General features: G+C 63.7%; 17 protein-coding genes. 14 read left to right on the top strand and 3 right to left on the bottom strand.

Annotated elements, in window-relative coordinates; all coding sequences use genetic code 11:
- The first annotated feature begins 7 nt into the window (after positions 1 to 7).
- From ACVW1C_RS06390 to ACVW1C_RS06380, 3 genes are all read left to right on the top strand, one after another.
- Positions 8 to 1,297 (top strand): polysaccharide transporter, encoded by a 1,290-nt coding sequence (locus ACVW1C_RS06390; protein ID WP_456757679.1) that lies wholly within the window; start codon positions 8 to 10, stop codon positions 1,295 to 1,297.
- The gene (locus ACVW1C_RS06385; protein ID WP_456757678.1) at positions 1,294 to 1,920 is read left to right on the top strand and encodes a class I SAM-dependent methyltransferase; all 627 of its coding nucleotides are present in this window, start codon (positions 1,294 to 1,296) and stop codon (positions 1,918 to 1,920) included. The genes ACVW1C_RS06390 and ACVW1C_RS06385 overlap by 4 nt, the downstream gene beginning before the upstream one ends.
- 85 nt (positions 1,921 to 2,005) lie before the next feature.
- Positions 2,006 to 2,677, top strand: a complete 672-nt coding sequence (locus ACVW1C_RS06380) for a class I SAM-dependent methyltransferase (protein ID WP_092125221.1) — start codon at positions 2,006 to 2,008, stop codon at positions 2,675 to 2,677.
- A gap of 20 nt (positions 2,678 to 2,697) precedes the next feature.
- Here ACVW1C_RS06380 and ACVW1C_RS06375 read toward each other — a convergent pair whose 3' ends face one another.
- From ACVW1C_RS06375 to ACVW1C_RS06365, 3 genes are all read right to left on the bottom strand, one after another.
- The gene (locus ACVW1C_RS06375) at positions 2,698 to 3,417 is read right to left on the bottom strand and encodes a class I SAM-dependent methyltransferase (RefSeq protein ID WP_456757677.1); all 720 of its coding nucleotides are present in this window, start codon (positions 3,415 to 3,417) and stop codon (positions 2,698 to 2,700) included.
- Between the two features lie 8 nt (positions 3,418 to 3,425).
- Positions 3,426 to 4,736 carry a nucleotide sugar dehydrogenase gene (locus ACVW1C_RS06370; RefSeq protein ID WP_456757676.1) on the bottom strand — a complete coding sequence of 437 codons (1,311 nt, stop codon included), beginning with the start codon at positions 4,734 to 4,736 and terminating at the stop codon, positions 3,426 to 3,428.
- A gap of 73 nt (positions 4,737 to 4,809) precedes the next feature.
- On the bottom strand, positions 4,810 to 6,120 hold the full coding sequence (locus ACVW1C_RS06365) for a glycosyltransferase family 4 protein (protein WP_456757675.1): 1,311 nt from the start codon (positions 6,118 to 6,120) through the stop codon (positions 4,810 to 4,812).
- A gap of 117 nt (positions 6,121 to 6,237) precedes the next feature.
- Here ACVW1C_RS06365 and ACVW1C_RS06360 point away from each other — a divergent pair, with 117 nt between their 5' ends.
- From ACVW1C_RS06360 to ACVW1C_RS06310, 11 genes are all read left to right on the top strand, one after another.
- A complete protein-coding gene (locus ACVW1C_RS06360; RefSeq protein WP_456757674.1) occupies positions 6,238 to 7,476 on the top strand; it encodes a glycosyl hydrolase in 1,239 nt (412 codons plus the stop codon).
- A 111-nt stretch (positions 7,477 to 7,587) separates the two neighbouring features.
- On the top strand, positions 7,588 to 9,774 hold the full coding sequence (locus ACVW1C_RS06355; RefSeq protein ID WP_456757673.1) for a bi-domain-containing oxidoreductase: 2,187 nt from the start codon (positions 7,588 to 7,590) through the stop codon (positions 9,772 to 9,774).
- Positions 9,771 to 11,765 (top strand): alginate lyase family protein, encoded by a 1,995-nt coding sequence (locus ACVW1C_RS06350; RefSeq protein WP_456757672.1) that lies wholly within the window; start codon positions 9,771 to 9,773, stop codon positions 11,763 to 11,765. Before ACVW1C_RS06355 ends, ACVW1C_RS06350 begins: the two co-directional genes overlap by 4 nt.
- Positions 11,762 to 12,916, top strand: a complete 1,155-nt coding sequence (locus ACVW1C_RS06345) for a glycosyltransferase family 4 protein (RefSeq protein ID WP_456757671.1) — start codon at positions 11,762 to 11,764, stop codon at positions 12,914 to 12,916. Before ACVW1C_RS06350 ends, ACVW1C_RS06345 begins: the two co-directional genes overlap by 4 nt.
- Before the next feature lie 654 nt (positions 12,917 to 13,570).
- Positions 13,571 to 15,013 carry a calcium-binding protein gene (locus tag ACVW1C_RS06340; protein WP_456757670.1) on the top strand — a complete coding sequence of 481 codons (1,443 nt, stop codon included), beginning with the start codon at positions 13,571 to 13,573 and terminating at the stop codon, positions 15,011 to 15,013.
- 210 nt (positions 15,014 to 15,223) lie between these two features.
- A complete protein-coding gene (locus ACVW1C_RS06335) occupies positions 15,224 to 15,490 on the top strand; it encodes a hypothetical protein (RefSeq protein WP_456757669.1) in 267 nt (88 codons plus the stop codon).
- Positions 15,491 to 15,643: 153 nt separating this feature from the next.
- Positions 15,644 to 16,258, top strand: a complete 615-nt coding sequence (locus ACVW1C_RS06330; RefSeq protein ID WP_456763004.1) for a class I SAM-dependent methyltransferase — start codon at positions 15,644 to 15,646, stop codon at positions 16,256 to 16,258.
- Between the two features lie 196 nt (positions 16,259 to 16,454).
- The gene (locus ACVW1C_RS06325) at positions 16,455 to 18,689 is read left to right on the top strand and encodes a peptidase domain-containing ABC transporter (RefSeq protein WP_456757668.1); all 2,235 of its coding nucleotides are present in this window, start codon (positions 16,455 to 16,457) and stop codon (positions 18,687 to 18,689) included.
- Positions 18,679 to 20,025 (top strand): HlyD family type I secretion periplasmic adaptor subunit, encoded by a 1,347-nt coding sequence (locus tag ACVW1C_RS06320; protein ID WP_456757667.1) that lies wholly within the window; start codon positions 18,679 to 18,681, stop codon positions 20,023 to 20,025. Before ACVW1C_RS06325 ends, ACVW1C_RS06320 begins: the two co-directional genes overlap by 11 nt.
- Entirely contained in the window at positions 20,025 to 22,058 is a 2,034-nt protein-coding gene (locus tag ACVW1C_RS06315) for a tetratricopeptide repeat protein (protein WP_456763003.1), read from the top strand. The genes ACVW1C_RS06320 and ACVW1C_RS06315 overlap by 1 nt, the downstream gene beginning before the upstream one ends.
- Positions 22,059 to 22,392: 334 nt before the next feature.
- Complete coding sequence (locus ACVW1C_RS06310; protein WP_456757666.1) at positions 22,393 to 24,600, top strand: glycosyltransferase WbsX family protein; 2,208 nt, start codon at positions 22,393 to 22,395, stop codon at positions 24,598 to 24,600.
- The last annotated feature ends 11 nt before the right edge of the window (positions 24,601 to 24,611 follow it).

The raw sequence follows: 24,611 nt of genomic DNA, 5'->3' as shown, positions 1-24,611 counted from the left end.
GGATCGAATGGCGGCCCAGACCCGGGTGGCCGGTGCTGCGCGCGGAGCGCTCGGCCGACTGCGGCGCGCCGGGGGCAATGTCGCGCTCGGCTTGATCGATCAGGCGCTGCTCAGCGGCTCGGCCTTCGTGCTGACGATCGTGCTGGCCAACGTGCTCGATATCAATTCGTTCGGCCGATTCAGCGTCGCCTGGTCGTTCTCGATCCTGATCGAGGCGGTGTTTCTGCGCGGGTTGTTCGACGACGGGCTGCCGGCGACCGCGAATCGCATTCCGAAATCGCTGTGGCCGCAACTGCGGCTCGGCCTCTATCTGTCGTCGCTGCTGGTCTCGGCTGCGCTTGGCCTGCTGCTGGTGATTGCCGGCCTCGTGATCGTTGCGGTCGGCGGCGTCGCGAGCGGGCTCGTGATCGCAACCGGGCTCGCGATCCCTGCGGTTCGGCTGCAAAGCATGTTCCGCCGCATCTGCTATCTCGATGGGCGGCTGCCGCGCGCGGTGGTGTCGTCGCTGACCTATTGCGCGGCGGTTGTCGTCTCGGCTGGGCTGATGATCACGCTCAAGCTGACCGGTGCTGCCGCCGCGATGGCGTGCATCGCGATCTCCGCGGCACTCGCCGGCAGCCTGCTGCTCGCTCACACCCACGAACTGGCCTGGCCGCAGACCAGGATCTTCCGCGGCTCGCTGCGGCGGCTGTTTCGTAACGGTCGCTGGTTCGTCGCGACCTCGCTCACCTACTGGATCGGCAGCATCGGGCTGATCCCGGTTTGCGGCTTCCTGATCGGGCTCGACGCGAGCGCGTCGCTGCGGATCCTGCTCCTGGTGTTCGCACCGCTCAGCCAGTTCTGCGCGACGATGTTCTCGGTCCGGCTGCCGGAGATCGCAGCCGAGCTGCGCGCCGGCCGGCGCAGCGCGGTCGCCGCTGCTGCGCGCGAAAATGCCGTGCTGCTCGGCTCGATCGCGCTCGCCTATGGCGCGATGGTCGTGCTGCTCGGCCAGCGCATGCTCGCCCTCGTCATCCACGGCCAGAGCTACGAGATCGGTACCGGCAGCATCGCCTTGATGGGGACCGCGATGGCGCTCGACGCGGTGTGGCTCGGCCTCGCGCTGCCGCTGTTTGCGACCGGCAGGCCGCAGCGGTTCATGCTGAGCCGGATCGCCGGCCTCCTCGCGCTGTGCTGCGTTCTGCCGCTTGCGGCCGAGGCGTGGGGGGTGATGGGGGCGGCTGCGGCGATGGTGGCCTCCAGCGCGGCATCGGTGATCGTGGTCGTGCTGACCAATTCGGTGCGGGAGCAGATATGACCGGCGACGCATCCGGCCGCTCGCTCTCGAAGCTGCATATCGGCGCCTTCAATTGCGGCATCGCGGGCTGGATCAACACCGATATCACGATGCATCTGTGGATCGCGCGGCTGCCGTTCGCGGCCAAAGCGTTGCATCTCGCCGGCCTGCTGAGCGACGCCCGCTATGCCGAGCATCGCCAGGGGAGGTTTGCCGGGCTGCGCTACATGGACCTGACCAAGCCGTTGCCGTTCGCAGATGGCAGCCTCTCGGCGGTGTTCAGCGCGCATGTCTTCGAGCACCTGTTTCCTGACGAGGTCGAGCGGCTGGCGCGCGAGATCGCGCGGGTGTTGGCGCCGGGCGGGGTATGCCGCATCGTCGTCCCCGACATGGAAAGGATCGTCGCGCTCTACGATCCGGCAGCGCCGCAGGCCTTCCTCAAGGGCGTGTTCGAGATCGAGCGCCGCAAGGAGGCCGCCTTCGCGCATCACTGGGGCTTTACGCGCGCCTCGCTCGCGGCGCTGTTCCGCGATGCCGGCTGTTCCGAGACCCACACCCGGGCCTATCGCGAGGGCATCTGCCCCGACATCGACCGGCTCGACAACCGGCCGGACGAGTCGATCTTCTTTGAGGCGATCAAATGAGCGGAAGCAGAGAGCCGATATGCCGTTGCGTGAACAATTGCGCGTGCCGTGCTAGACCGACGCAACCGGTAGCAGGAGACTGACATTGCTGGGCGCAATTCAAGCCCGATTTTCCGGTGCAGCACGCAAGCGGCGCGGCGAGTTCCTCGTCCGCACGGTAAACCTGCCGCTCGACGCAAAGATCCTCGATCTCGGCGGCGGCACCGGCCGGCACATTCGCGCGATTCTGCCGCGCCATACCGACATCACGGTTTGCGATATATCGGCCGACGATTTGAAGGCTGCGCGCGAACGCTTCGGGTTCAAGACCGTCCTGCTGCAGGAGACCGAGCGTCTGCCGTTCGAGGATCAGGCGTTCGACTTCTGTTTCTGCTCGTCGGTGATCGAACATGTTACCGGGCCCAAGCAGGACGTCGTGACGATCGAGGATGACACGGCATTCCGGACTATCGCGCGCGAGCACCAGAATCGCTTTGCCGGCGAGATATCGCGGGTCGCGAAGTCGTTTTACGTGCAGACGCCGCACCGGTACTTTCCGATCGAGAGCCATACCTGGCTGCCCGGAATCATCGTCCTGTTGCCGAGGCGACAGCAAATCGCACTGATCGAAAGGTTCAACCGTTTCTGGTTCAAGCGGACCGCGCCCGACTGGCATCTATTTGACTGGCGCGAGATGACGGAGACGTTCCCGGACGCGAAGATCTATCGCGAACGATATCTCGGCATGACCAAGTCGCTGATGGCGATCAAGGCCTGAGGCGGGCATCTGCCGCCGTATCAATCGTCGCGGCGGGCGAGGATGTTGATCAGCGTGCCGACCGCGGACCGGCGGTCGAGCGCCGGCGGGAGCGGCGAGCCGCCAAAGCCGACGCCGAGCATTGTGAGACCATGTTGTCGCAACAGGCCTTGCATGACGGCCGGCGTGGTGTCGAATTTGGAAAAGGCGAGGTAGCGGAACAGCGGCCGCGCCGACACGCGCGACGAAGCCGCGCGCGCGAGCTTGTAGCCCTGGCGCAGCAGCGATCCGCGGTTGGGGATCGAGACCAGGAGCAGCCCGCCGGGCCTGAGCACGCGATGGATCTGGGCGAGGCATTGCGCCACGTCGGGGACATATTCCAGCACGCTCGCGCAGAGCACGCCGTCGAAGGATCGATCCGCAAACGGCAGGTTTGCGATGGTCGGAATCTGCCGGAATGTGAGCCGGTCGGCCGGCGGGCCGTCGGCGGGGCGGTCGCGCGCGGCCGCAATCATCTCCGATGAGGCGTCGACGCCGGTGACGTCGCAGCCGCGCGCGGCGAGCAGGCGGGAGAGCGTTCCGGTGCCGCAACCTGCATCCAGCCAGCGTTGGCCATTGAGGTCCGCGTTCCCGAGCAGATCGAACATCGCTGCGGTGCGCGCCTTGAAGGTGCGGCTCTGATGCAGCCTCTCCCACTCCGACGAGATCTCGTCGTGAAAGCGGATTTCAGGTCGGTCGCGGGTCTGGGCCATGGGAGCCATGGTGTTCCCTACCAGTGGAAGCCGCTCACTTTGGCGCGCACCCCTCGGGGCAGTCCAATGTCCGACAGTTCGAGCACGACCTGGTCGGGCCGGGTTGCCTTCAACGCCGCAACGAAGCACGGATCGGCCGTCGTCAGCACGATGATGTCGGCCCATTCGATCGTCGATGTCACATCGTCATGCAGCAAGCCGACCAGCTCAGGGTTGCGCATCAAGAATTCCCGGTTGGCGCCGATCAGTTGCGACAGCTGCACGTTCGGGTCGTAGATCCGGATGTCGCGCTGCTCACCGCGCAAGCTTTTGACCAACTCGACGAAGGGGCTGTCGCGGACATCGTCGGTGCCGGCCTTGAAGCTGATGCCGAGGAACGCGATGCGGCGGCCGTCATGCGACAGGATCCAGTCGGCGCCGCGCGACATGATCATGTCGTTGCTCGGCAGGATGCTTTCGAGCACCGGCGTCGACAGTCCACGGCTGTGCGCGAGGTGCTTCAGCGCCTTGACGTCCTTCGGCAGGCAGGAGCCGCCGAAGGCAAAACCCGGCCGCAAATAAGCCGGCGAGATGTTGAGCCGGGTGTCCTGCAGGAAGATGTTCATGACGTCGCGGCCGTCGATGCCGAGCGTCTTTGCGATGGTGCCGATCTCGTTGGCAAAGCTGACCTTCAGCGCATGCCAGCTGTTGTCGACATATTTGACCAGTTCGGCGGTCTCGACCGGCGGGGTGATCTTGGCGCCCGGCAGATCCTTGTAGAGCGCCATGACGCGGTCGGCAGTTTCCTGATTGAAGGCGCCGACCACGGTCTTGGACGGCACGTTGAAGTCCGCAATGGCGCTGCCTTCGCGCAGGAACTCGGGATTGAAGGCGAGGTCGAAATCGCGTCCGATCTTGTTGCCGGAGGCTTCCTCGATCAGCGGCCCGACGGTGTCGCGGGTGGTGCCGGGCAGCACGGTGGAGCGGATCGTCACGGTATGCGGCGCGTTCTTCGCGCGCAACCCGCGGCCGATCTCGATGGCGACCTGCCGGATCGCGGTCAGGTCGAGGTTGCCGTTGCCGGACGACGGCGTGCCGACGCAGACCATCGATATGTCGCTGTTGACGATCGCCTCGGTGGCGTCGGTGGTTGCGGTCAACTGACCCGTTGCAACCGCGTGCGCCACCTTGTCCGAGATGCCCGGCTCGATGACCGGCGATCGGCCCTCACGGATCAGGTCCACCTTCGCGATGCTCTTGTCGACGCCGATGATCTGGTGGCCGAGCTCGGTGAAACAGGCCGCGCAGACCGTTCCGACATAGCCGAGGCCGAAAATGCTGACGTTCATGCTTCGACCTTCGACAATCCTGCGACCTGCGCGTGGCCGCGTCGCGTTTCGCGTGAGTGAGGCGGCGGGGCGTTCAACGCGATGCTCGCCCGGCAGCTGCATTGGCGTTGACGCCGGGCGCCTGCGAGGTCGACCGCTCCGCGGTGGCGATCGCGCGTGGGACGCGGCTCTGCCAGGGAAGCTTCCTGGCGAACAACGCCTCATAGGCGGCGAGCAGCTTCGGCTCCTCGTGCGTCCAGGACAATTCGCGCTCGACGCGGCTGCGGCCGAATGCTCCCATTGTCCGCCGCAGTGCCGGATCATCGATCAGCGTGATGATCTTGCCGGCGAAGTCGTGCGGGTCGTTCTTCGCCGCATAGAGCGAGGCGTCGAGCGCGGAGCGCCGGCCTTCGCGAACCTCGAACTGAACGATCGGCCGTCCGAGCGCCATGTACTCCATGATCTTGTTCATGGTGGAGATGTCGTTCATCGGTGTGACGCGATCCGGATTGACGCAGACGTCCGCGGTCGAGAGCATCGTGAACAACGCTTCGTCGGCGATAGCGCCGGTGAAGTTCACGTAGTCGGAGAGCTGCATCTCTTCGCAGAGTGTGACGACCGCATTCCACTCCGGCCCGGTGCCGGCGATGTTGAACTGGATGTCGGTACGCCCGAGATCGTGCACGATGTGGCCGATCGATTGCAGCAGGAGATCGATGCCTTCCGACTGGCCGATCACGCCGACATAGCCGACGCTGTGGCGCCGGCCGCGGCGCCAAGCCGGATCGGCCGGGCGGGAGCGCACCCGTTCGAGATTGGGGCCGGACCGGACCACGAAGACCCGGTTGGCCGGCATCCGGCCACGGGTGATCGCGATCTCGCGATAGGATTCGTTGGTCGCGATCGAGAGGTTCGCGGTCTTGAAGGTGAGATACTCGACCAGCCGCAGCAGATGCCAGAAAAAGTCCCTGCGGCCGAATTTTGCTTCGTAGAGCTCGGGATTGACGTCGTGATGATCGAACACGAAGCGCTTGCCGCCGAGCTTGAACAGCAGGCCGATCAGGAAGATCAGGTCGGGCGGATTGCAGCCATGGATCACGTCGAATCCGTGCTTGCACGCCACCTTGATCGCAAGCCACGTCTCCCAGAACAGCGCGACCGGATATTCTATGAGATAGGCGGCGATCCCGCGCGCTTCGAGCGGCATCGGATGACGGTAAATGTGAATGCCGTCGAGGCACTCGTAGGATTCGTTATGGCCGCGGCCCTTCGGGCAGATCACCGAAACTTCATAGCCGGCCTTGCGCAGCGACGTTGCCTCGCACCACACCCTGCGATCGAAAGGAACCGGAAGGTTCTCGACGATGATCAGGATCCGCCGCGGTGATGGTTCAGCTCTCGACATCTGCGATGATCTATACCATTGACCTAACAACATCGCAATCCGACTAACATTTGCATTAACATGCGCAGCTTCCATTTTGCAATCCCGCCGCGGATGTGACGGCGACGAGACACGGACATGGCAGGTAGAGTGAGGGATTGGGCACAAAGGGCGTCGATCGCGCTGGTTTTGAGTGCGCTGGCGCCGCTGGCTCACAAATGGCCGCTGCAGTGGGCCGGTGCGGCGGCAAACGATGTGCTCAATGTGAGCCATGTGAACGTGGTGATCCCGCCGACGCTTTTCGGCATGACGATCAATGCGATCGGGCAGTCACAGCCGTGGCCGGCGCTCAAATTTGACGGCGTCCGCCTGTGGGGCGCGATCTACTGGGCGCAGATCAACCCGGCGCCCGGCATCTACAATTGGGCGCGCTTCGACGCCATTCTTGCGGCGGCGGAGCGCGAGCACGTCGAGATCGTCTTCAATCTCGCCTTCACGCCGCGTTGGGCCGCGTCGGTGAAGGATGCGCCGCCGGCATTCACGCCGGGCGCAAGCTCGCCGCCCGCCGATCTCACATCGTGGGACGAATGGGTGCGTGCGGCCGTTACGCGCGCCGCCGGCCGCATCAAATACTGGGAAATCTGGAACGAGCCCGAGGATCCCAAATATTACTCGGGCGATATCGCGACCATGGTCCAGATGCAGAAGCGGGCCTACGAGATCATCAAGGCCAGCGATCCCGCGCTAACCGTGCTGACGCCGTCGTCCAACGGCACGCCGGACGGCTATCGCTGGCAACAGGCCTTCATGGCGCAAGGCGGCGGACAATTTGCCGACGTCTTCGCCTTCCACGGCTATACGAGCGAACCCGAAGCGGTGATCGGAATCATCGCCCGCTTCAAGCAGATCCTCGCCGCGCACGATCTCTCCACAAGACCGATCTGGGACACCGAGGCCGGCTGGTCGTCCCGCGAGGACAACCCGGATGGCTTTCTGGCGCGCGCATATATCCTGAAATGGATCAGCGGTGTCGACCGGTTCTATTGGTACGAGTTCGCCGGCGGGGGCAGCGACTTCGGCAAATTGTGGGACCGGGCGCGCGGGCTGCTTCCGAGCGGAATTGCCTATCGCACGGTCCAGTCATGGCTGGTCGGCGCCAGCGTCGTGGCGGCAGGCAGGACGTCGCCGTCGACCTGGCGCGTCGAGCTCCGCATGCCGGATGGCCGCAACGGCCTGATCCTCTGGACCACCAGGGGGCGGTCCGTACATCGGGTCGACCCGCGTTTTAGCCGTTACCAGGGCCTGGACGGCGGCGAAGGAGCTGTCGCCAACGGTGAGGTCGAGATCTCGCCCAAACCGGTCCTGTTACTGGAATGATAACTATGTTAAGTCTCTGCGCCATGGGATAACAATCACGATGTTCTTATCTTCATTGCGGGCGGCGGGCGCGGTACAACGGGCACTGTTAACTCGAGGCGTTGACCGACTGTGAAGCAGATCGCGCAGAACTATAAGAGCGGCGAACTCAAGCTGATCGATGTGCCGGCGCCGCGCTGCCGCCCGGGCGGAGTCCTGGTGCGCACGGCGTTCTCGGCGGTGTCGACCGGCACCGAGATGATGAAATTCACTGAGGGCCGGCTGTCGCTGCTCGGCAAGGCGCGGGCACGCCCCGACCAGGTTGCCAAGGTGGCGCGCTCGGTCCGCCAGCAGGGATTGATTGCGACCTATCAGAAGGTGATGAACCGGCTAGATTCCTACACGCCGCTCGGTTATTCGCTGTCGGGCACCGTCGTGGAGGTGGGCGAGGGTGTCGGCGGCTTCGCGGTCGGAGCGCGGGTCTGCTGCGGCGGTAATCAATATGCAACCCATGCTGAATATAATTGGGTGCCGGTGAACCTCTGCGTGCCGCTGCCGGACGGTGCAGCGCTCGACCAGGCCGCGTTCACGACGATCGCCTCGATCGCATTGCAGGCGATGCGCCAGTCGGAAATCGGTTTCGGTGCGACCGCCTGCGTGATCGGCCTCGGCCTGATCGGGCAGATCATGGTGCGGCTGCTGCGCAGCGCCGGTGTCGTGGTCGTTGGGCTCGACAGGCTGGAGCCGCGCTGCCGTCAGGCGGAGGCGGCGGGCGCCGCAATCTGCGCGGTCGCATCTGACGATGCTGCGGCCGGGTTTCGCGCCCGGATCGACCGGCTGACCGCGGGCAACGGTGTCGATTGCGTGTTCATCACGGCGGGCAGCGACGATCCGGATCTCGCGTCGCGTTCGGCCGCGTTGCTGTGCGACCGCGGCCGCATCGTCGACATCGGCAAATGCGCGCTGAACCTGCCGTGGAACGAATTCTACGACAAGGAGCTCGACGTTCGATTCTCGCGCTCCTACGGCCCCGGCCGCTACGATCCGCTCTACGAGGAGGGCGGCATCGACTATCCGATCGGCCACGTGCGCTGGACCGAGAAACGCAACATGGAGGCGATCGTCGCCCTGCTCGCCGACGGACGGCTCGATTTTTCTGCGCTGATCTCCGACGTGGTGCCGCTGGAGCAGGCGACGTCGGCATTCGAGCGCATGAGCCGGGGCGAGGTTGGTCTCGGCATGGTGTTCGCCTATCCGGACGGCGCTCCCCGCGCGATGCAGATGGTCTATCGTCCGGCCGTTGCGCTGCGCAGCAGCCGGGTCCGGCTCGGCGTCATCGGCGCGGGCAATTATGCCTCAAGCATGCTGTTGCCGCAGCTTGCAAGTCACGCGCGCGTCGATCTCGTCGAGGTCGCCACCAACACCGGCTTGAGCGGCGCCACCGCGGTGCGCAAGTTCGGCTTCGCGCGTGCCTCGACGGATGCGGCCTCGGTGCTCGAGGCCGACGACATCGATGCCGTGCTGATCGCAACGCGCCATGCCTCCCACGCCGACCTCGCGGCGCAAGCGCTGCGTGCCGGCAAGGCGGTGTTTGTCGAAAAGCCGCTCGCGATCGACACAAGCTCGCTCGATCAATTGGAGCAGGTGATCCGCGAGACCGGCAACAACCGGCTGATGGTCGGCTTCAACCGCCGCTTCTCGTCCCTGCTGCAGGGCATGCGCGCGGCGTTCGCGCCGGTGGGACCGCAGGCGCTGCAATATCGCGTCATCGCCGGGCCGCTGGAGAAATCGTCCTGGTATCTGCAGGCCGAGAGCGAGGGCAGCCGCTTCGTCGGCGAGGGCGGCCATTTCATCGACGTATTGTCATGGTGGCTCGGCGCCGAGCCGGTGCGCGTCTCCGCGAGTGCAGCCGGCAAGGATATCGACAATCTCATCGCCACGTTCGACTTTGCCGACGGTTCGGTTGCGAGCCTCAGCTATCTCACCGGCGGCGATCCGCGTGTGCCCAAGGAGGCGCTTGAAATATCGGCAAGCATCGGCTTTGCCACCTTCGATAATTTCGTGGGCTTCGAGGTCTGGCATGCCGGACAGCGGACCGCTAAGAAAGCGCGGCTCGACAAGGGACAGCGGCCGATGCTGGATGCCTTCATCGCGTCGGTCGCATCGGGGGCCGCGATGCCGATCGGGCTCGAATCGCTGCTTGCGACCACCCGCGCAACGCTCGCGGTGCAGGAGAGCGCAGCCGCCGGGATGCCGGTCGATCTGACGATCGGCGCAGCAGAGCAGGGCGTCGCACGCGCCTTGACTGCGTTGAGATGAATCCGGCCTGGTATCTGCGCAGGCTGCAGCGCATGGAGCCGTCCGAGCTTGCGGGACGGGCGAACGATCAGCTGTTGCGCCTGCTCTGGCGCATCACGCCGCCCGATATCGCACGACACGCCAGCGCCACGCTTGCCCCGGGCCCGCGGCAGCCGCGGCTGAAGCCGCTGCCTTTGCCGGCGCACGCTCCGCAGCAGGCCACCGGGCGGCTGATCCGTGCTGCGGACCGGATTCTCGCCGGACATTGGCGGGTCTTCGCCAGAGATCACGATGCCCTGGGCGAACGGCCGGACTGGTTCGTCGATATCCGCAGCGGCAAGCGGGCGCCCGCTGACGTGTATGCGTTTGTGGTGCCCTATCGCGACGAAGCCGCGGTCGGGAACATCAAATACATCTGGGAGCCGTCGCGTCACCACCATCTCACGGTGCTCGCGTCGGCGTATTACTTGACCTCGGACGAACGCTACGCCAGGCGCGTGGCCGCGCATCTCACAAGCTGGTGGCGCGAGAATCCATTCCCGCGCGGCCCGCACTGGATCAGCGGCATCGAGCTCGGCGTGCGGTTGATCTCGTGGGCCTGGGTGCGCCAGCTGCTGCAGAACTGGCCCGGCGCGCCTGCGCTGTTCGAGGACAACGAGCAGTTCCTGACGCAGCTCTATGCGCATCAATACTGGTTGTCGCAGTTCCCGAGCCGAGGCTCCTCCGCCAACAACCACATTATCGCGGAGGCTGCCGGGCAGTTCGTGGCGGCCTGCGTGTTTCCGTTCTTTCGCGACAGCGCGCTGTGGCGCCAGAATGCCGCCAGGACGCTGGCAGATGAGGCTGTTGCGCAAACCTTCGCCTGCGGCACCAATCGTGAGCTCGCGACAGATTATCACGGCTTTGTCCTCGAACTGCTGCTGGCCGTGGCAGTGCAGGGCGAAGCGTCCGGGCACCAGCTCGGCGACGTGGTCTGGTCCACGATGTGCCGCATGAGCGACGTCATTGCCGCGATGCTCGACGATCGCGCCCATCCACCCCGTCAGGGTGATGGCGACGAGGGCATTGGCCTGCTGCTCGACGATCCGGCCGGCAATCGCTGGCTCGGTCTGCTCGCCACCGGCGCGCGCCTGTTCGGCGATCTGCCATGGTGGCCCAAACAGGCGGAGCCCGATCTGCGCACGTTTTTTCTGACCGACGGCATCAAGGCGCGTGCCATCGCTGCGCGGCCCGCGCGCCGCCCGCATTTGCTTGATGAGGCGGGGCAGACCTTTCTCATCGATGCCGACCGAGCGGTGTGGTGCCGCTGCGATCACGGCCCGCATGGCTTCGGCCGCATTGCGGGGCATGCCCATGCGGATGCGCTGTCGCTCGAATGCAGGATCGGCGGCGTCGATATCCTCGCCGACCCCGGCACCTATTGCTATCACGGCGATCCGCGATGGCGTGCCTATTTCCGTTCGACGCTGGCGCACAACACGCTCTGCCTGTTCGCGCGCGACCAGTCGGTGTCGGGCGGGCCGTTTCTGTGGACGCGGCATGCGCAGAGCCGGCTGATCGCTTCCAGCGGGCTCGACGATCGTGATGTGGACGCGAGCTGGGTCGCGGAGCATTCGGGATATCAGGACACAGCAGATCGTCTCGTGCATCGCCGTTCGGTGCAATTGCAGCGTCTGGCGACGCGGCTCGTCGTCACCGATATTGTGCTTGCCGATGAGGGGCTTGCGGTGCCGGCGAGCCTCAGCTGGCATCTTGGTCCCGACGTCGAATGCAAGCTCGAAGGGCGTCACGCGCGACTGTCATGGCCCGGCGGTCGCGGCGAGCTCGAGTTGCCGGCGGCGCTCAGCTGGACGGTGTATCGCGGCGACGAAACCGTGCCGGCCGGCTGGTATTCGCCGTCGTTCGATCTCAAGGTCCCGGCGACGACGCTGATCGGCTCCGGAACGCTCGCCGCCGGCCACAGCCTGGTGACGGAGCTGCGCTGGTTTCCTGAGCCGGCACGCCGATCATGAAGATCCTGGTTGCTCACAACAGGTATCAGGGACGCGGCGGCGAAGACGTCGTGTTCGAAGCGGAAGTCGACCTGTTGCGCGACGCTGGACACAGTGTTGAGACGCTCACGGTCAGCAACGAAGCGATCAATTCGCTTGCCGCGCGGATCGCGACGACGCTGTCGATCGCCGATAATGCGGAGGGAAAACGGGCCGTCGCGGAGGCGATCGACCGCTTTCGCCCCGACATCGTCCACGTCCACAATTTCTTCCCGCTGCTGTCGCCCGCCGTGTTCGATGTCTGCCGGCAGAAGCGCGTGCCTGCGGTGGTGACGCTGCACAATTATCGCACCATATGCACCGGCGGCATGCTGCTGCGCGACGGTCGCATCTGCCACAAATGCCTGGACCGCGGCCACCTCTGGGGCGCTGCCCATCGTTGCTACCGCGGATCGCTGCCGGGCTCGCTGGCATCGGCCTACATGATCGCGCGGCACCAGCGCCGCGGCACCTGGACGCGTCCCGGTGTGCGCCTGATCGCGCTGACGCAGTTTGCCCGAACACTGTTCGCGCAGGCAGGCTTCGATGCCGGTCGGATCGACGTGAAGCCGAACTTCATGGCCGATCCGGGGCCGCCCGATGCGGCGATACCGCGCGCCGGGCTGCTCTATGTCGGACGGCTGAGCCGCGAGAAGGGCGTTGGCGTGTTGCTGGATGCTGTTGCGGGGACCGGCATGCCCTTGCGGATCGTTGGTGAAGGACCGGAGCGCGCTGCGCTCGAAGCTCGGGCGCCCGCCAATGTCAGATTCCTCGGCGCGCTCTCGCGTGCAGACGTGCTTCGGCAAATGGCGAGTGCCCGGGCGCTGGTCGTGCCGTCGCTATGGTACGAGGGATTTCCGATGGTCGTGGTCGAAGCCTTCGCACAGGGGACGCCGGTGATCGCATCCGAGATCGGCGGACTTGCCGAGGTGGTGAGCGCCGGCAAGACCGGCGCATTGGTGCCGCCGGGCGATGCGGCAGGGCTCAGACAGCGCATTGTTGAGCTTCTGGGCGCCCCCGATCTCGCAACGGCATGGGGGCAGGCTGCCCGGACCGCCTATCTCGAGCGCTTCGCGCCGGATGAGAATCTGCGGCTGCTCGAGGCCATCTACCGGCGTGCCGCCGCTGGATGATCGCCGCAGACGGTGCTTCGCGTGTGATGCCGTTGCCGCGCTCTTGTCCCTAGCGGATTGCGGCGAATCTGATGTTAATTTGTTATGTCGGGCGCTTGATCTGGGTCCGCTCCGGCGTTAGCCGGACGGCCGAATTGCCGGATTCTGTGATCGATTCTCCCGTTTTCGCCCGCTTGGCGCTCGTAACCTGCAACCAGAACCCCGCATAACGCCGCTCGCGTGCCGGCCGGTTGTGACGTTTGACGCTTTTCTGAAAAAGCGCTCACGCGGCGCAGAAATATTTTTTCAGATCGGAAAATCGCGTCGAAGCGCGCGCAAAGGCTGCGAAATTCAGTGCCCTGGCGCATCCTGGGACCGGATGAAACCCCGTATAATCACTACCCTTTTTGCATTGCGGCTAACATTTGTGAGCTGCCTGCGCCGAATGTTACTCCGCGACCGAGGTGGTGCTAAGTCTCACATAAGTCTCAGGGAACCAGACGTTAATGGCACATTGCTGATTGACACTCCGGGATTGCGGACTTAACAATGGACTTAACAAGTTCGTAACCTGTGTCCACATTTGAGCTGCGGCGCAACAAACCAGTTGTGGATCAACAGCTTACGTGCGGGCGAGCGGCTTGAATCCTCGTATCCCAAGCAGGGGCTACATCGATGGCGACTTACAATCTCGACCAGACCGACCTCAAACACGCGATCCACTCCTCGATCGATCACGCGACCCAGCAACAGATTCTTGACTATCTGATCAACGCGGGCATCGGATATACCAGTCCGGATGACGGCACCGCGATCCCGGTGCAGGTGGGCGCCGGCATCAGCAATCCCGACCCGGAAGCCAACGTTCTCATCGAGACCAACCCGAATAACACTGTTAACACCGACGCCAATCTGAAGGCGATCATCGAAGACACCAGCAAGGACGTGACGCTGACAGTGAACGGTAGCACCCCGGTGCTGGTCGCGACCGGCAACGGCAATGATCAGGTCTTCCTCAACAACACCGGTGACACGACGGTTCTCACCGGCAACGGCAACGACACGGTGTTTGGTGGTGCCGGCCACGACTCGATCGACGGCGGCAACGGCAGCGACGTGCTGATCGACAACGTCTCCGGTCACAGCACGCTCGATGGCGGGAAGGGCAACGATCTGCTGTTCGGCACGGGTGCCGACACCTTGATCGGCGGCTCGGGCAACGACACGCTCTACGGCGGCAGCTCGTCCGAGCTGAATGGCGGTACCGGCAACGACGTGCTGGTGTCCGGCAGCACCGCTGGCAATTCCAGCACGTTGGATGGCGGCAAGGGCAACGATGCGCTGTACGGTGGTGCCGGCAATGATCGCCTGTTCGGTGGCGACGGCAACGACACGCTGACCGGCGGTTCGGGCAACCAGGTTCTCGACGGCGGCAAGGGCAACGACGTGCTGATTGGCGGCTCGGGCAACAACCAGCTCTACGGCGGTGCAGGCAACGACGCGCTCTACTCGAACTCGGATGCGTCGCACGGCTCGATCCTCGACGGCGGTGCCGGCAACGACTCGCTTTACGGCGGTGCGGGTGCCGACACGCTGTATGGCGGCGCCGGCAACGACCTGCTGGTCGGCGGTACCGGCACTGTTGCCGAGTATGGCGGCGCCGGCAAGGACGTGCTCTACTCGGGCAGCGATGCCTCGCATGCGACCTCGCTCTACGGCGGTGACGGCAACGACTCGCTCTATGGCGGCGCCGGCAACGACACGCTGTATGGCGGCTCCGGCAGCGACACGCTGGTCGCCGGTTCGGGCAACCAGACGCTGCTCGGCGGCGGCGGCAACGACTCGTTCGTTGGTTCCGCCTCCGGTACGGCCTCGATGGTCGGCGGCTCTGGTCAGGACTACTTCTACCTGTCCAACCTCCACAGCAGCGACACCATTGACGGTGGTGCCGGCAACAAGGACTCGCTGACCTTCCTGGATCACGCCTCGACCGATGTGACCGGCATCACCGCGGGCAAGGACGGTTCACTGGACGTCAACTTCAGCAATGGCCAGGTGACCCAGATCAGCAACATCGAATACCTGATCTTCAACGATGGTCACTCGACCAAGCTGTAAGATCCCAGGTCTGCACTAGCTAGCTCTGCACTAAGCGAAGGCGCCGCCTCAACCCAGATTGAGGCGGCGCTTTTTTGCTATTACAGGCGGTGTTCTGAAATGCTGTCTGATAATGTCGCAGGGTTGCAGCCTGCGCCAATTGTGAGTCATCGAGATCATTTGAGTATTTGCCTAGAGATGACGTAGCGCGTCGAAGCAGGGGCTCCATCGATGGTGACGCAAAACTTGAACCAGACGGGGCTCAAGCGCGCGATCAGCTCCACGATCGATCACGCAACCCGGCAACAGATTCTCGACTATCTGATCAGCGCGGGGATCGGTTACACCAGCCCGGATGACGGCGCGACCATCCCGGCGCAGGAAGGCGCCGGGAGTCGATCGTTTAGCGTCGGATCGGCCGAGCTCCGTCTCAAGTTCCGTTTAGGCATTCCGTCAACGGACGTTAGAATGTTAGTCCGTCACATTCGGACCACGTAGCTTTTGTAAAGGCGTGTAGCTCGCTTGATCGAACGGTGCTGTGGCCGATGGTTTTCCAGCGGCGCCGGCAACTTTGGTCAAGTCGAGCGATTGCTGCAGAATTCAGCCGCTTAATGCGCGAACCGCGGAGCTCTCGAATTGGCCAAGAAGAAAATGCTGAATGCCGGCGCTGGATCGACGGTGACCAAGCGCATCCAGCCGTTGATGACATCGCACGAGTGGGAAGAGATAAGGCTCGACGTCGACGGCGGCGTGAATCCGGACGTCGTCGGGTCGATTACCGATCTGTCTCGGCTGTTTCCGCTGGCCTCGTTCGACGCGATCTGGTGCTCGCATGTCATGGAGCATCTCTATGCCCATGAGATCCACCCCACATTCGTCCAGTTCCGCGAAGTGCTCAAGCCGGACGGCTTCGCGCTGATCATGTCTCCCGATCTCGAGGCGGTGGCTCAGCACATGCTGACCCAGGGCCTCGGTGCGGTCGCCTATGTCTCGCCGGCCGGTCCGATACGGCCACTTGATATGATCTACGGGCACTCCGGCGCGATCGAGCAGGGACGCCACCACATGGCGCACAAGACCGGGTTTTCGTGCGACCGGATGGGAAACCTGCTGCTCAGCGCCGGGTTTCCGACGGTGTCCGTTCGCAGCGGGAACTTCGAGATCTGCGCGTTGGCGCTCATGCCGGAGGCCGAGGAGAGCCGGATCCGGCCGCAGCTCGAGGCCTGCGGCTTCGACTTCCGGGAGACGGCGACCGCCTCCCCGTGATTGTCGATGTTAAATAATGTTATAAGGGTTCGCGGTTAAACCACCGGTAGCAATGGCCCGGAACTCGCTTCTGTGCTTGTTGCGACACATATCTTTTTGGAACGATGCGCTGAAAATGCTGCGTTAGCGAACTAACAGTGATAAGTTATATCTCGCTAGGGACCGGATCTTGCGCAGTCGAAACCTCGAGGCTTCCATGACCAAACACCTCTCGCTCGTCGGCGCGCCTTCGGTGGAGGCGCTGCCGCCCTCGGGTCTCGTCTGTCTCGTCATCGTGGCAAGACAGCATGGTTTGCACCTGACCCCGTCGCAACTCATCCATGACAATCTGCTGGGCGACCAGGAAGTCACGCTTGCCGAGCTTTTGAAGTGCGCGAATTCCTCGGGCATGACGGCAAAGGCCGTCACGCTGGACTGGAAGGGGCTGAGCCATCTCAAGCGGGCGCTGCCGGCAATCGTTCGCCTGCGCGATGGCAGCCACATGGTCTTGCTGCGCCTCGAAGGCGATGAAAACAGCACCCGGGTGGTCTTGCAAGATCCGAACGCGAGCGAGGATGCGCTGCTCGTCATCGATCAACCGCGCTTTGAGGACATCTGGTCGGGCGACGTCGTCATGGCCAAGCGCGATTACGAGATCTCAGACGAGACCCAGCCGTTCAGCTTCGGCTTTGTCACCGCATTGCTGTTCCGCGAGCGGCGGATCCTGCGCGACGTCGCGATCGCGGCGCTGATCCTGGGCTTCATGGGCCTGGCACCGATCATGTTCTGGCGGCTGCTCTCCGACAAGGTCATTTTCTACAAGGCCTACAACACGTTCTACGTGCTGTGTATCGCCATGTTCGTGGTCATCATGTTCGAGGCGTCGTTCACGTTTCTGCGGCAGTATCTGGTGCAGCGTCTGACAGCCCGCCTCGACGTCAAGTTGTCGACCTACGTGTTCGAGAAGGTGCTCAATCTGCCGATCGACTACTTCGAACAGAACGCCGTCGGCCTGATTTCGCGGGACATCCGCGAGGTGTTTCGAATTCGCGGCTTTCTGACCGGGCAGTTGTTCGGAACCGTTCTCGATTCGACGACGCTGTTCTTCTTCCTGCCGGTCATGTTCTTCTTCAGTCCCATCATGACGCTGATGGTTCTGGCCTTTGCCGGGGTGATCGTAACCTGGCTGATCCTGATGCTGCCGACCTACCGGAAGAAGTCCTCGGCAACCCTGGCGGCCGAAGGCGCCCAGGGCGCGTTTCTGATCCAGAGCCTGAACGGCATGCGGACCATCAAGTCGCTGGCGCTCGATACGCGGCAGCGCCACATGTGGGATGTGCTTGTGGCGCGCGTCGCCAAGGCCCGCCTTGCGGAAGGCTTGACCGGAACCGCCATCCAGACGGTGGTGCGTCCGTTGGAGCGGCTGGCGGTGAGCGCTCCCTATGCGTTCGGTGTCTACCTGGCGGTGTCAAGCGGCGATCCGGTCTATGTCGGCGCGCTGTTTGCCTTCCTGATGCTGTCGCAACGCGTTGCCGGCCCGCTGATGCAGATGGCCCAGCTCATCAACCAGTATGACGAGGCGCGCACCGCGGTGACGATCGTCGGCAGGCTGGTCAATCAGCCGCCCGAGGAGGGGCGTTCCGGCCATGGCGTGCGGGTCCCGCTGAAGGGCCATATCGAGTTCTCCGGCGTCACCTTCAAGTACAAGGGCGCGGTGTCGCCGGCGCTCAACAACATCTCCTTCGAGATTCCGCTCGGCACGACGCTGGGCGTGATGGGCAAGAGCGGCTCGGGCAAGACCACGATCACGCGGCTGTTGCAGCGCCTGCACTCCGACTACGGCGGGTTGATCAAGGTCGACGGTATCGATGTTCGCGAGTACGATGTCGACCATCTCCGGCGCAATGTCGGCGTCGTGCTGCAGGAGAACTTCCTGTTCAGTGGCACGATCCGCGAGAATATTACCGCCGCCAAGCCCGATGCGACCTTCGACGACGTCGTCCGGGCGGCCCGACTGGCCGGCGCCGAGGAGTTCATCGACAAGCTGCCGCGCGGCTACGAGACCTACATCTACGAGGGGTCCACCAACCTCTCCGGCGGTCAGCGTCAGCGCCTCGCGATCGCGCGGGCTCTGATCGTCAATCCGCCGATCCTGATCCTCGACGAAGCGACCAGCGCGCTCGATGCGGAGAGCGAGACGATCGTAAATGCGAACATTTCGCGGATCGCACATGGTCGCACGCTGATCATCATCTCGCACCGGCTGTCGTCGCTCACGAAGGCCGATGCGATCCTCGTGCTCAATCGCGGCGTGGTCAACGATATCGGGCGCCACGAGGAGCTTCTGGAACGAAACGACATCTATAGCTCGCTCTGGTACCAGCAAAATACGCATCTCGTGCCGGCGGGCCGCAACGAGAAGAACTTCAGGAGTCCGACCCTTGTCTCCTAATCAGGCTTCGCTCGCGACCGTTCGCCAGTTCCAGTCCGAAACCGATGCCATCCGCGAGGCGGCCGAGCCGTTGCTGGCTCGCGCGACGCTGTTCGTGCTGTCGGCGTTCCTGGTCTCCGTCGTGGCGATCATGTGCTTCACGCGCGTCGATCGGGTCATCACGAGCGTGGGCGGCAGGATCGTTCCGGTCGATCAGATCAACGTGCTGCAGGCCCTGGACGCATCGATCATCAAGACGATCGATGTTCGGGAAGGTGAGCAGGTTGAGACCGGTCAGCTGCTCGCGACGCTCGACTCGACCTTCACCGTGGCCGATGTCACGCAATACAAGCTGCAGATTGCCAGCCTTGACGCGCAGGCCGCTCGCGACGAGGCCGAATTGTCCGGAAAGCCGTTATCCTTCGGCCCGTCCAAGGATCCGGATGTCACCCGGTACAACGCCCTGCAAAAGGCGCTCTACGACCAGCGCGTCGCCCAGTACAACGCGCAGGTGAACAGCTACGATTCCAAGATCAGCCAGACCGAGGCGACGATCCAGAAGTCGAAGAAGGACGACGAGCGCTACAGTCAGCGCGCCGAGATCGCCGGCAAGATCGAGGACATGCGCTCGACGCTCGCCGAAAGCGGCAGCGGGTCCAAGCTGAACCTGTATCTGTCGCAGGACAATCGCCTGGAGCTGTTGCGCCAGATCGACAACACGCACAACACCCTGCTGGAAGCGCAACACCAGCTGGAATCGCTGAAGGCCGATCGCAAGGCCTTCACCGAGCAATGGAATGCGCAGCTGAGCCAAGATCTGGTCACGACGCGCAACAGCCTGGATACCGCCCGCTCGAACTACGACAAGGCCATCAAGCATCAGGACCTGGTGCGGTGGACGGCGGCCGAGCCCTCGGTGGTCTTGACCCTTGCCAAGCTCTCGGTCGGGTCGGTGCTGAAGCCGGGCGATCCCTTCATCACGCTGATGCCGCTCAAGACCCGGCTCGAGGCCGAGATCCAGATCCTGTCGCGCGATGTCGGCTTCGTCCGGCCGAACGACCCCTGCACGATGAAGGTCGACGCCTTCAACGCGGCGGAGCACGGCACGGCGCAGGGCAGGATTCGCTGGATAAGCGAAGGAGCCTTCACGACCGATGATGACGGAAAGCCGGTCGATGCCTACTACAAGGCGCGATGCTCGGTCGACGAGACCAACTTCAAGGATGTTCCGAAGAATTTCCGCCTCATTCCCGGCATGACGCTGCAGGGCGATGTCAATGTCGGCACGCGTTCGGTGGCGATGTATCTGCTCGGCGGCATGCTGCGCAGTGCAAAAGAAGCAATGCGCGAGCCATGATGGTATCGACGCGATCCCTTCTCGACCTGCTCCGGCCCGGTTCGTCCCGTTCAGACTCATCGCAGTTTGAACGGGGACTGGAGGCCTATGAGAACCGGCAATATCTCGAGGCGCTACGCTTGTGGCGGCTTGCGTCGCGCGCGGGCAATCCGGAGGCGGATTACCGGATCGGGCTGCTCTATGCGCGGAACGAGGGCGTTATCGGCAACATTCCGGACGCGGTTGCGTGGTATGAGCGCGCCGCCCTGAACGGACACACCGAAGCGCAATTCCAGCTCGGCTTGATCTACTTCCACGGGTTTCAGGCCGCGCTCGGACCAAACAGGCCCGAGATGTGGCGGCAATCCACGGCCGCGCGGCTGGGTGACAAGGCGACCAACCTGCACGATCTGGTGTTCCCGAACGGAATCGGCGTGCCCAGGGACCTCGACGCCGCCTTCCTCTGGATGTCGGTGGCGGCGGAGGCCGGCAAGGCGGACGCTCAGGCGCTCCTGGGCGACATGTACGCCAACGGGCAAGGCTGCACCAAGGATCACGCTGCTGCCCTGCGCTGGTACGAGGCCGCGGCCGAGCAGAAGGCGGCGGCCGGCGAATTCGCGCTCGGCGACGTTTACTATCAGGGGCGCGGCGTTCCCGTCGATTTTGCGCAGGCTGCGATCTGGTATCAAAAAGCCGCGGAGCGGGGGCATGTCCGCGCGCAGGTGGCGCTCGCTTTCATGTATCTCAAGGGCACCGGGCTTCCCGAAAATGTCGAGGAAGCCGCGCGGCTGTTCCAGAGCGCCGCTGCCCATGACGATACCATCGCGCTCTACAACATCGCGCTGTTGCGGCTGAGCGGCAAAGGGGTGGCCAAGGACCTCGACAAGGCCGAGACCGCGCTGCGCAAGGCGGCGCGGAAGGATTACCTGCCGGCGATCCAGGCGCTGGCCGAGTTCTATGCGCTCGGCACCGCCGCCGAGCCGGATCTGCGCGAGGCGGCGTACTGGTACGAGAAGGCGGCCGAGCGCGGCGACGTGCAGGCGCAGTTCTTTACCGGGCGCTTCTACGCCACCGGCACCGGCGTTCCGCCGAGCATCCGCCAGGCTGCCAAATGGTTTGAACGCGCCGCCGAGAGCGGCCATGCCACGGCGGCCCACAACATCGCGGTTTTCTATCTCAACGGCAACGGTGTGACGCGCGATGTCGCGGCCGCGATCAAGTGGTTCGAGCGCGCGTGCGAGGGAGGCATCAGCGCCGCAGGCGTGCAACTCGGCCGGCTCTACTCGGCGGGCAACGGCGTGCCGCGCGACCAGGTGCGCGCTGCCGAATGGCTCAGCAAGGCGGCCAAGGGCGGCGACGCCGATGCAAAGACGGCCTATGCGGTGTTTCTCATCCAGCAGAAGCCATCCGAAGCGGGTCTTGCGCAGGCGCGCACGCTGCTTACCGATGCTGCCGAGGTCGGGCATTCCGCCGCGGCATTCCAGTTGGGCGGGCTTCACATGGGAAGGTCCGGTGGCGCCGTCGATCTTGCGGCCGCGGCGCAATGGTTCAAGCGCGCGGCGAGTGCCGGCCATGTCGAGGCCCAGCACACATTGGCGTTGCTTTATTCCGATCCCAAGAGCGCCCTCAAGGATCCGCAGGCCGCCGCCGGCTGGATCGTCAAGGCTGCCGATGGCGGCAGCGCGGCAGCGCAGTTTAAGCTCGCGGTGATGTATTGCACCGGGCAGGGCATCGAGCAGGATCTTGCCCAGGGCGTGAAATGGTACGAGGCCGCGGCGCGTCAGGGCCATACCACCGCGCAATACAACCTTGCCGTGATGCTCGGGCGAGGTCAGGGCTGCGACGCCGATCCGGCGAAGGCGGCCGAGTGGTTCGCGGCAGCTGCGGAGCATGGCATGGCCGAAGCCCAACTCGCCATTGGCGATGCATTCCGTGCCGGCAACGGCGTCGCGCAGGATCGCGATCAGGCGCTGCGCTGGTATCGACTGGCGGCGCAACAGAACAACGAAGGTGCGCTACGTCGTCTGCAGGCGATGGGCGAGAGCGTCGGCTGAGATTGTTGGAGGCGGACATCACGTCGCGCGCAAGCAATGGCAGAGACGGTGACACGGCTTTGTTTTTGGGCGCGAAGGCACGGAAGCGTGCATGTCCGCGTGACAATCTAGGCAGAACTAACAATGGCTTTCATATCGACGATAGAGAGATTGCGTTAATGTGGGTTCGCGGAATAAATACTCATTGCACCTCTGGTTGTGTGAAGATGATCGATAAGAACCGAGTGGTCACGATCCGGAGCGTGTCAGGCAATGTGATCCCGGGATCGAACGTCCGCGTGACCGGGAAAGAAACTGGAGCCGGCGTTAAACGTTGGCAGGAGATTGAGTGGCAATGAACAAGATGGTCGAACGGAGCGTCAGGGATACGAAGGATATGTTGCCCGTTGCCAGTCCGGTTCAGCAGGAAGACCATCCGCAGAGCCTGTTCCTGGATCCCGACATCAGCGATCTTCAGTCGGGATCGCGGTTGCGTGGCGCGATCCTCGAATATTCGGGGCGGGGAATCTCGGGCTGGATTGTCGATGCCCAGTCGCCTGCTTCAACGGTTTCGATAGCGCTCTTTGTCGCTTCCCACTGTGTCGAAGAGGGACGCACCGGCCGATCCATGCCGCCCCGCATCGGTCCGCGGAGCGTGATCGGACGCCCCGGATTCCGGATCGATCTGTCCACGCCGGGTGTACGCCGTCGGCTGGCGCGCGCCCTTCGAAACACGCTCGTGGAGCCCAAGCATGCGCAGATCTATCTGCGCATCAGCCTGAACGATGGCGAATACTACGAGATACCGCTGTTCGAGAATTTTACGCCGAGCGAAGTGGTCGTTGCGCTGGGTTTCTCGATCGAGGACTACGATGACCTGCTGTTTCCGAACACCGACAACAGGATAATTGCCGGTCCGGCGGCCGCCGCGACCAAAGAGGTGCGCTACATTTGCTTCTACCTGCCGCAATTCCATTCATTTGAAGAAAATGACAGGTGGTGGGGGCCGGGGTTCTCCGAGTGGACCAACGTCGCGCGCATGCGTGCCCAGTTTCCGGCTCACGAATCGCCGTGGTTGCCGGCCGATCTTGGATTCTATGACGTTCGGCTGCCGGAAACGCGCCGCCAGCAGGGCGACCTCGCGCGCAAATACGGCATCGATGGATTTTGTTACTACGTCTACTGGTTTCAGGGGCGACGGTTGCTGGAAAAGCCGCTTCAGCTCCTGCTCGAGGACGGCGAGCCGAACCTGCCATTCTGCATCTGCTGGGCAAACGAGAACTGGTCCCGCCGGTGGGACGGCTCGGATGCCGAGCTCCTGTTGGGACAAAATCACTCGCTCGACGACGATGTCCGCTTTATCGACGACATGGCCGACCTGCTGCTCGATGAGCGTTACATCACTGTCGATGGTCGAAAGATCATCGTCGTCTACAGGCCGTCATTGTTGCCGGACAAGCAGCGTCTGTTCGAGATTTGGCGCGAGCGGGCCAGAGAGCTTGGAATCGGCGAACTGCTGATCTGCAATGCGATGACCTTCGGAGAGTTCGATCCGCGTGACGTCAATTGTGATGCTGCAATCGAGTTTCCGCCGCACACGGTCTCGACGCGGGAGGTGCCGCCGGCCGACGTCGATGCTCCGCCGACCTTCGCCGGAAAGGTGTACGACTATGTCGATGCGATGCGATCGTCGATCGGCAAGACCTACGATTTCCCGTTCTTTCCTGCCGTGATGCCGCGCTGGGACAATACGCCTCGCAAGGGCGCGCGCGGTCACATCTTCACCAGGTCCAGTCCGGAGGCGTTCGAGGTCTGGCTTCGCGACGCGACGTTGCGTGCCAAGGGCAACAGCTTCTCCGAATCATTGGTGTTCATCAATTCCTGGAACGAGTGGGCGGAGGGTGCTCATCTCGAGCCGGATTCGCGCCACGGACGAGCGTTTCTCGACGTCGTGCGAAGGGTGGCTTCGGCTGAGCCGATTTCGGCGCAGATCCGGAATAACCCGGATCTGCTCGATTGCCTGAGCAGGCAGGAGCTCGAGTGGGCGGTGAAGGAGGCCTCGACGCATGTCGAAGTGCTGGCAAACCTGCACCGGTCGGGTCTCACTCATTCGGGCGTGCAGCGTGTCAGGAGCGGCACGCCGGTCGAGGCAGAAGGTGCATCCGATAATCCGGCAGGTTCATTGCTGGTCATCGAGAACATCAATTCTCAGACCGGCGAGCGGGTGATCGTCGATCCGCGCTTCGAGATACTGGTGCGGGGATGGATCTGCGCGGGCAATACGTTCGAAGCAAGCCGGCAACGAACGGGGTTCCTGGTGCTGTCGGCGCTTGCGCCGGATCGCGCGGTCAACAGCGGGTATTGCCTGATCGTCGATTGGCACGAGCGCGTCGACGTGAAGGAATACATGAAGGCCGAAAGCAAGGACTGCTATTTTGGCTTCCAGCTGTCCTTCTCGATTCGGGATTTGCCGGATGGCGAATATCAGCTCGCGGTCCTGGAGGTCGGCGACGGTGCCAGTGCGCTGGTGCGGTCCCGCCATTCGATCATCGTGAGACGTTGAGGTCGCCGCCG

The organism is Bradyrhizobium sp. USDA 4011 (genome assembly GCF_054063415.1).
This window is presented reverse-complemented; position numbering and strand designations above follow the sequence as displayed.

Bases quoted from the DNA above. Each gene is read 5' to 3' on its own strand.
- ACVW1C_RS06390 (WP_456757679.1), top strand. From the start codon at position 8: ATGGCGGCCCAGACCCGGGTGGCCGGTGCTGCGCGCGGAGCGCTCGGC.
- ACVW1C_RS06385 (WP_456757678.1), top strand. From the start codon at position 1,294: ATGACCGGCGACGCATCCGGCCGCTCGCTCTCGAAGCTGCATATCGGC.
- ACVW1C_RS06375 (WP_456757677.1), bottom strand. From the start codon at position 3,417: ATGGCTCCCATGGCCCAGACCCGCGACCGACCTGAAATCCGCTTTCAC.
- ACVW1C_RS06370 (WP_456757676.1), bottom strand. From the start codon at position 4,736: ATGAACGTCAGCATTTTCGGCCTCGGCTATGTCGGAACGGTCTGCGCG.
- ACVW1C_RS06365 (WP_456757675.1), bottom strand. From the start codon at position 6,120: ATGTCGAGAGCTGAACCATCACCGCGGCGGATCCTGATCATCGTCGAG.
- ACVW1C_RS06360 (WP_456757674.1), top strand. From the start codon at position 6,238: ATGGCAGGTAGAGTGAGGGATTGGGCACAAAGGGCGTCGATCGCGCTG.
- ACVW1C_RS06350 (WP_456757672.1), top strand. From the start codon at position 9,771: ATGAATCCGGCCTGGTATCTGCGCAGGCTGCAGCGCATGGAGCCGTCC.
- ACVW1C_RS06345 (WP_456757671.1), top strand. From the start codon at position 11,762: ATGAAGATCCTGGTTGCTCACAACAGGTATCAGGGACGCGGCGGCGAA.
- ACVW1C_RS06340 (WP_456757670.1), top strand. From the start codon at position 13,571: ATGGCGACTTACAATCTCGACCAGACCGACCTCAAACACGCGATCCAC.
- ACVW1C_RS06335 (WP_456757669.1), top strand. From the start codon at position 15,224: ATGGTGACGCAAAACTTGAACCAGACGGGGCTCAAGCGCGCGATCAGC.
- ACVW1C_RS06330 (WP_456763004.1), top strand. From the start codon at position 15,644: ATGCTGAATGCCGGCGCTGGATCGACGGTGACCAAGCGCATCCAGCCG.
- ACVW1C_RS06325 (WP_456757668.1), top strand. From the start codon at position 16,455: ATGACCAAACACCTCTCGCTCGTCGGCGCGCCTTCGGTGGAGGCGCTG.
- ACVW1C_RS06315 (WP_456763003.1), top strand. From the start codon at position 20,025: ATGGTATCGACGCGATCCCTTCTCGACCTGCTCCGGCCCGGTTCGTCC.
- ACVW1C_RS06310 (WP_456757666.1), top strand. From the start codon at position 22,393: ATGAACAAGATGGTCGAACGGAGCGTCAGGGATACGAAGGATATGTTG.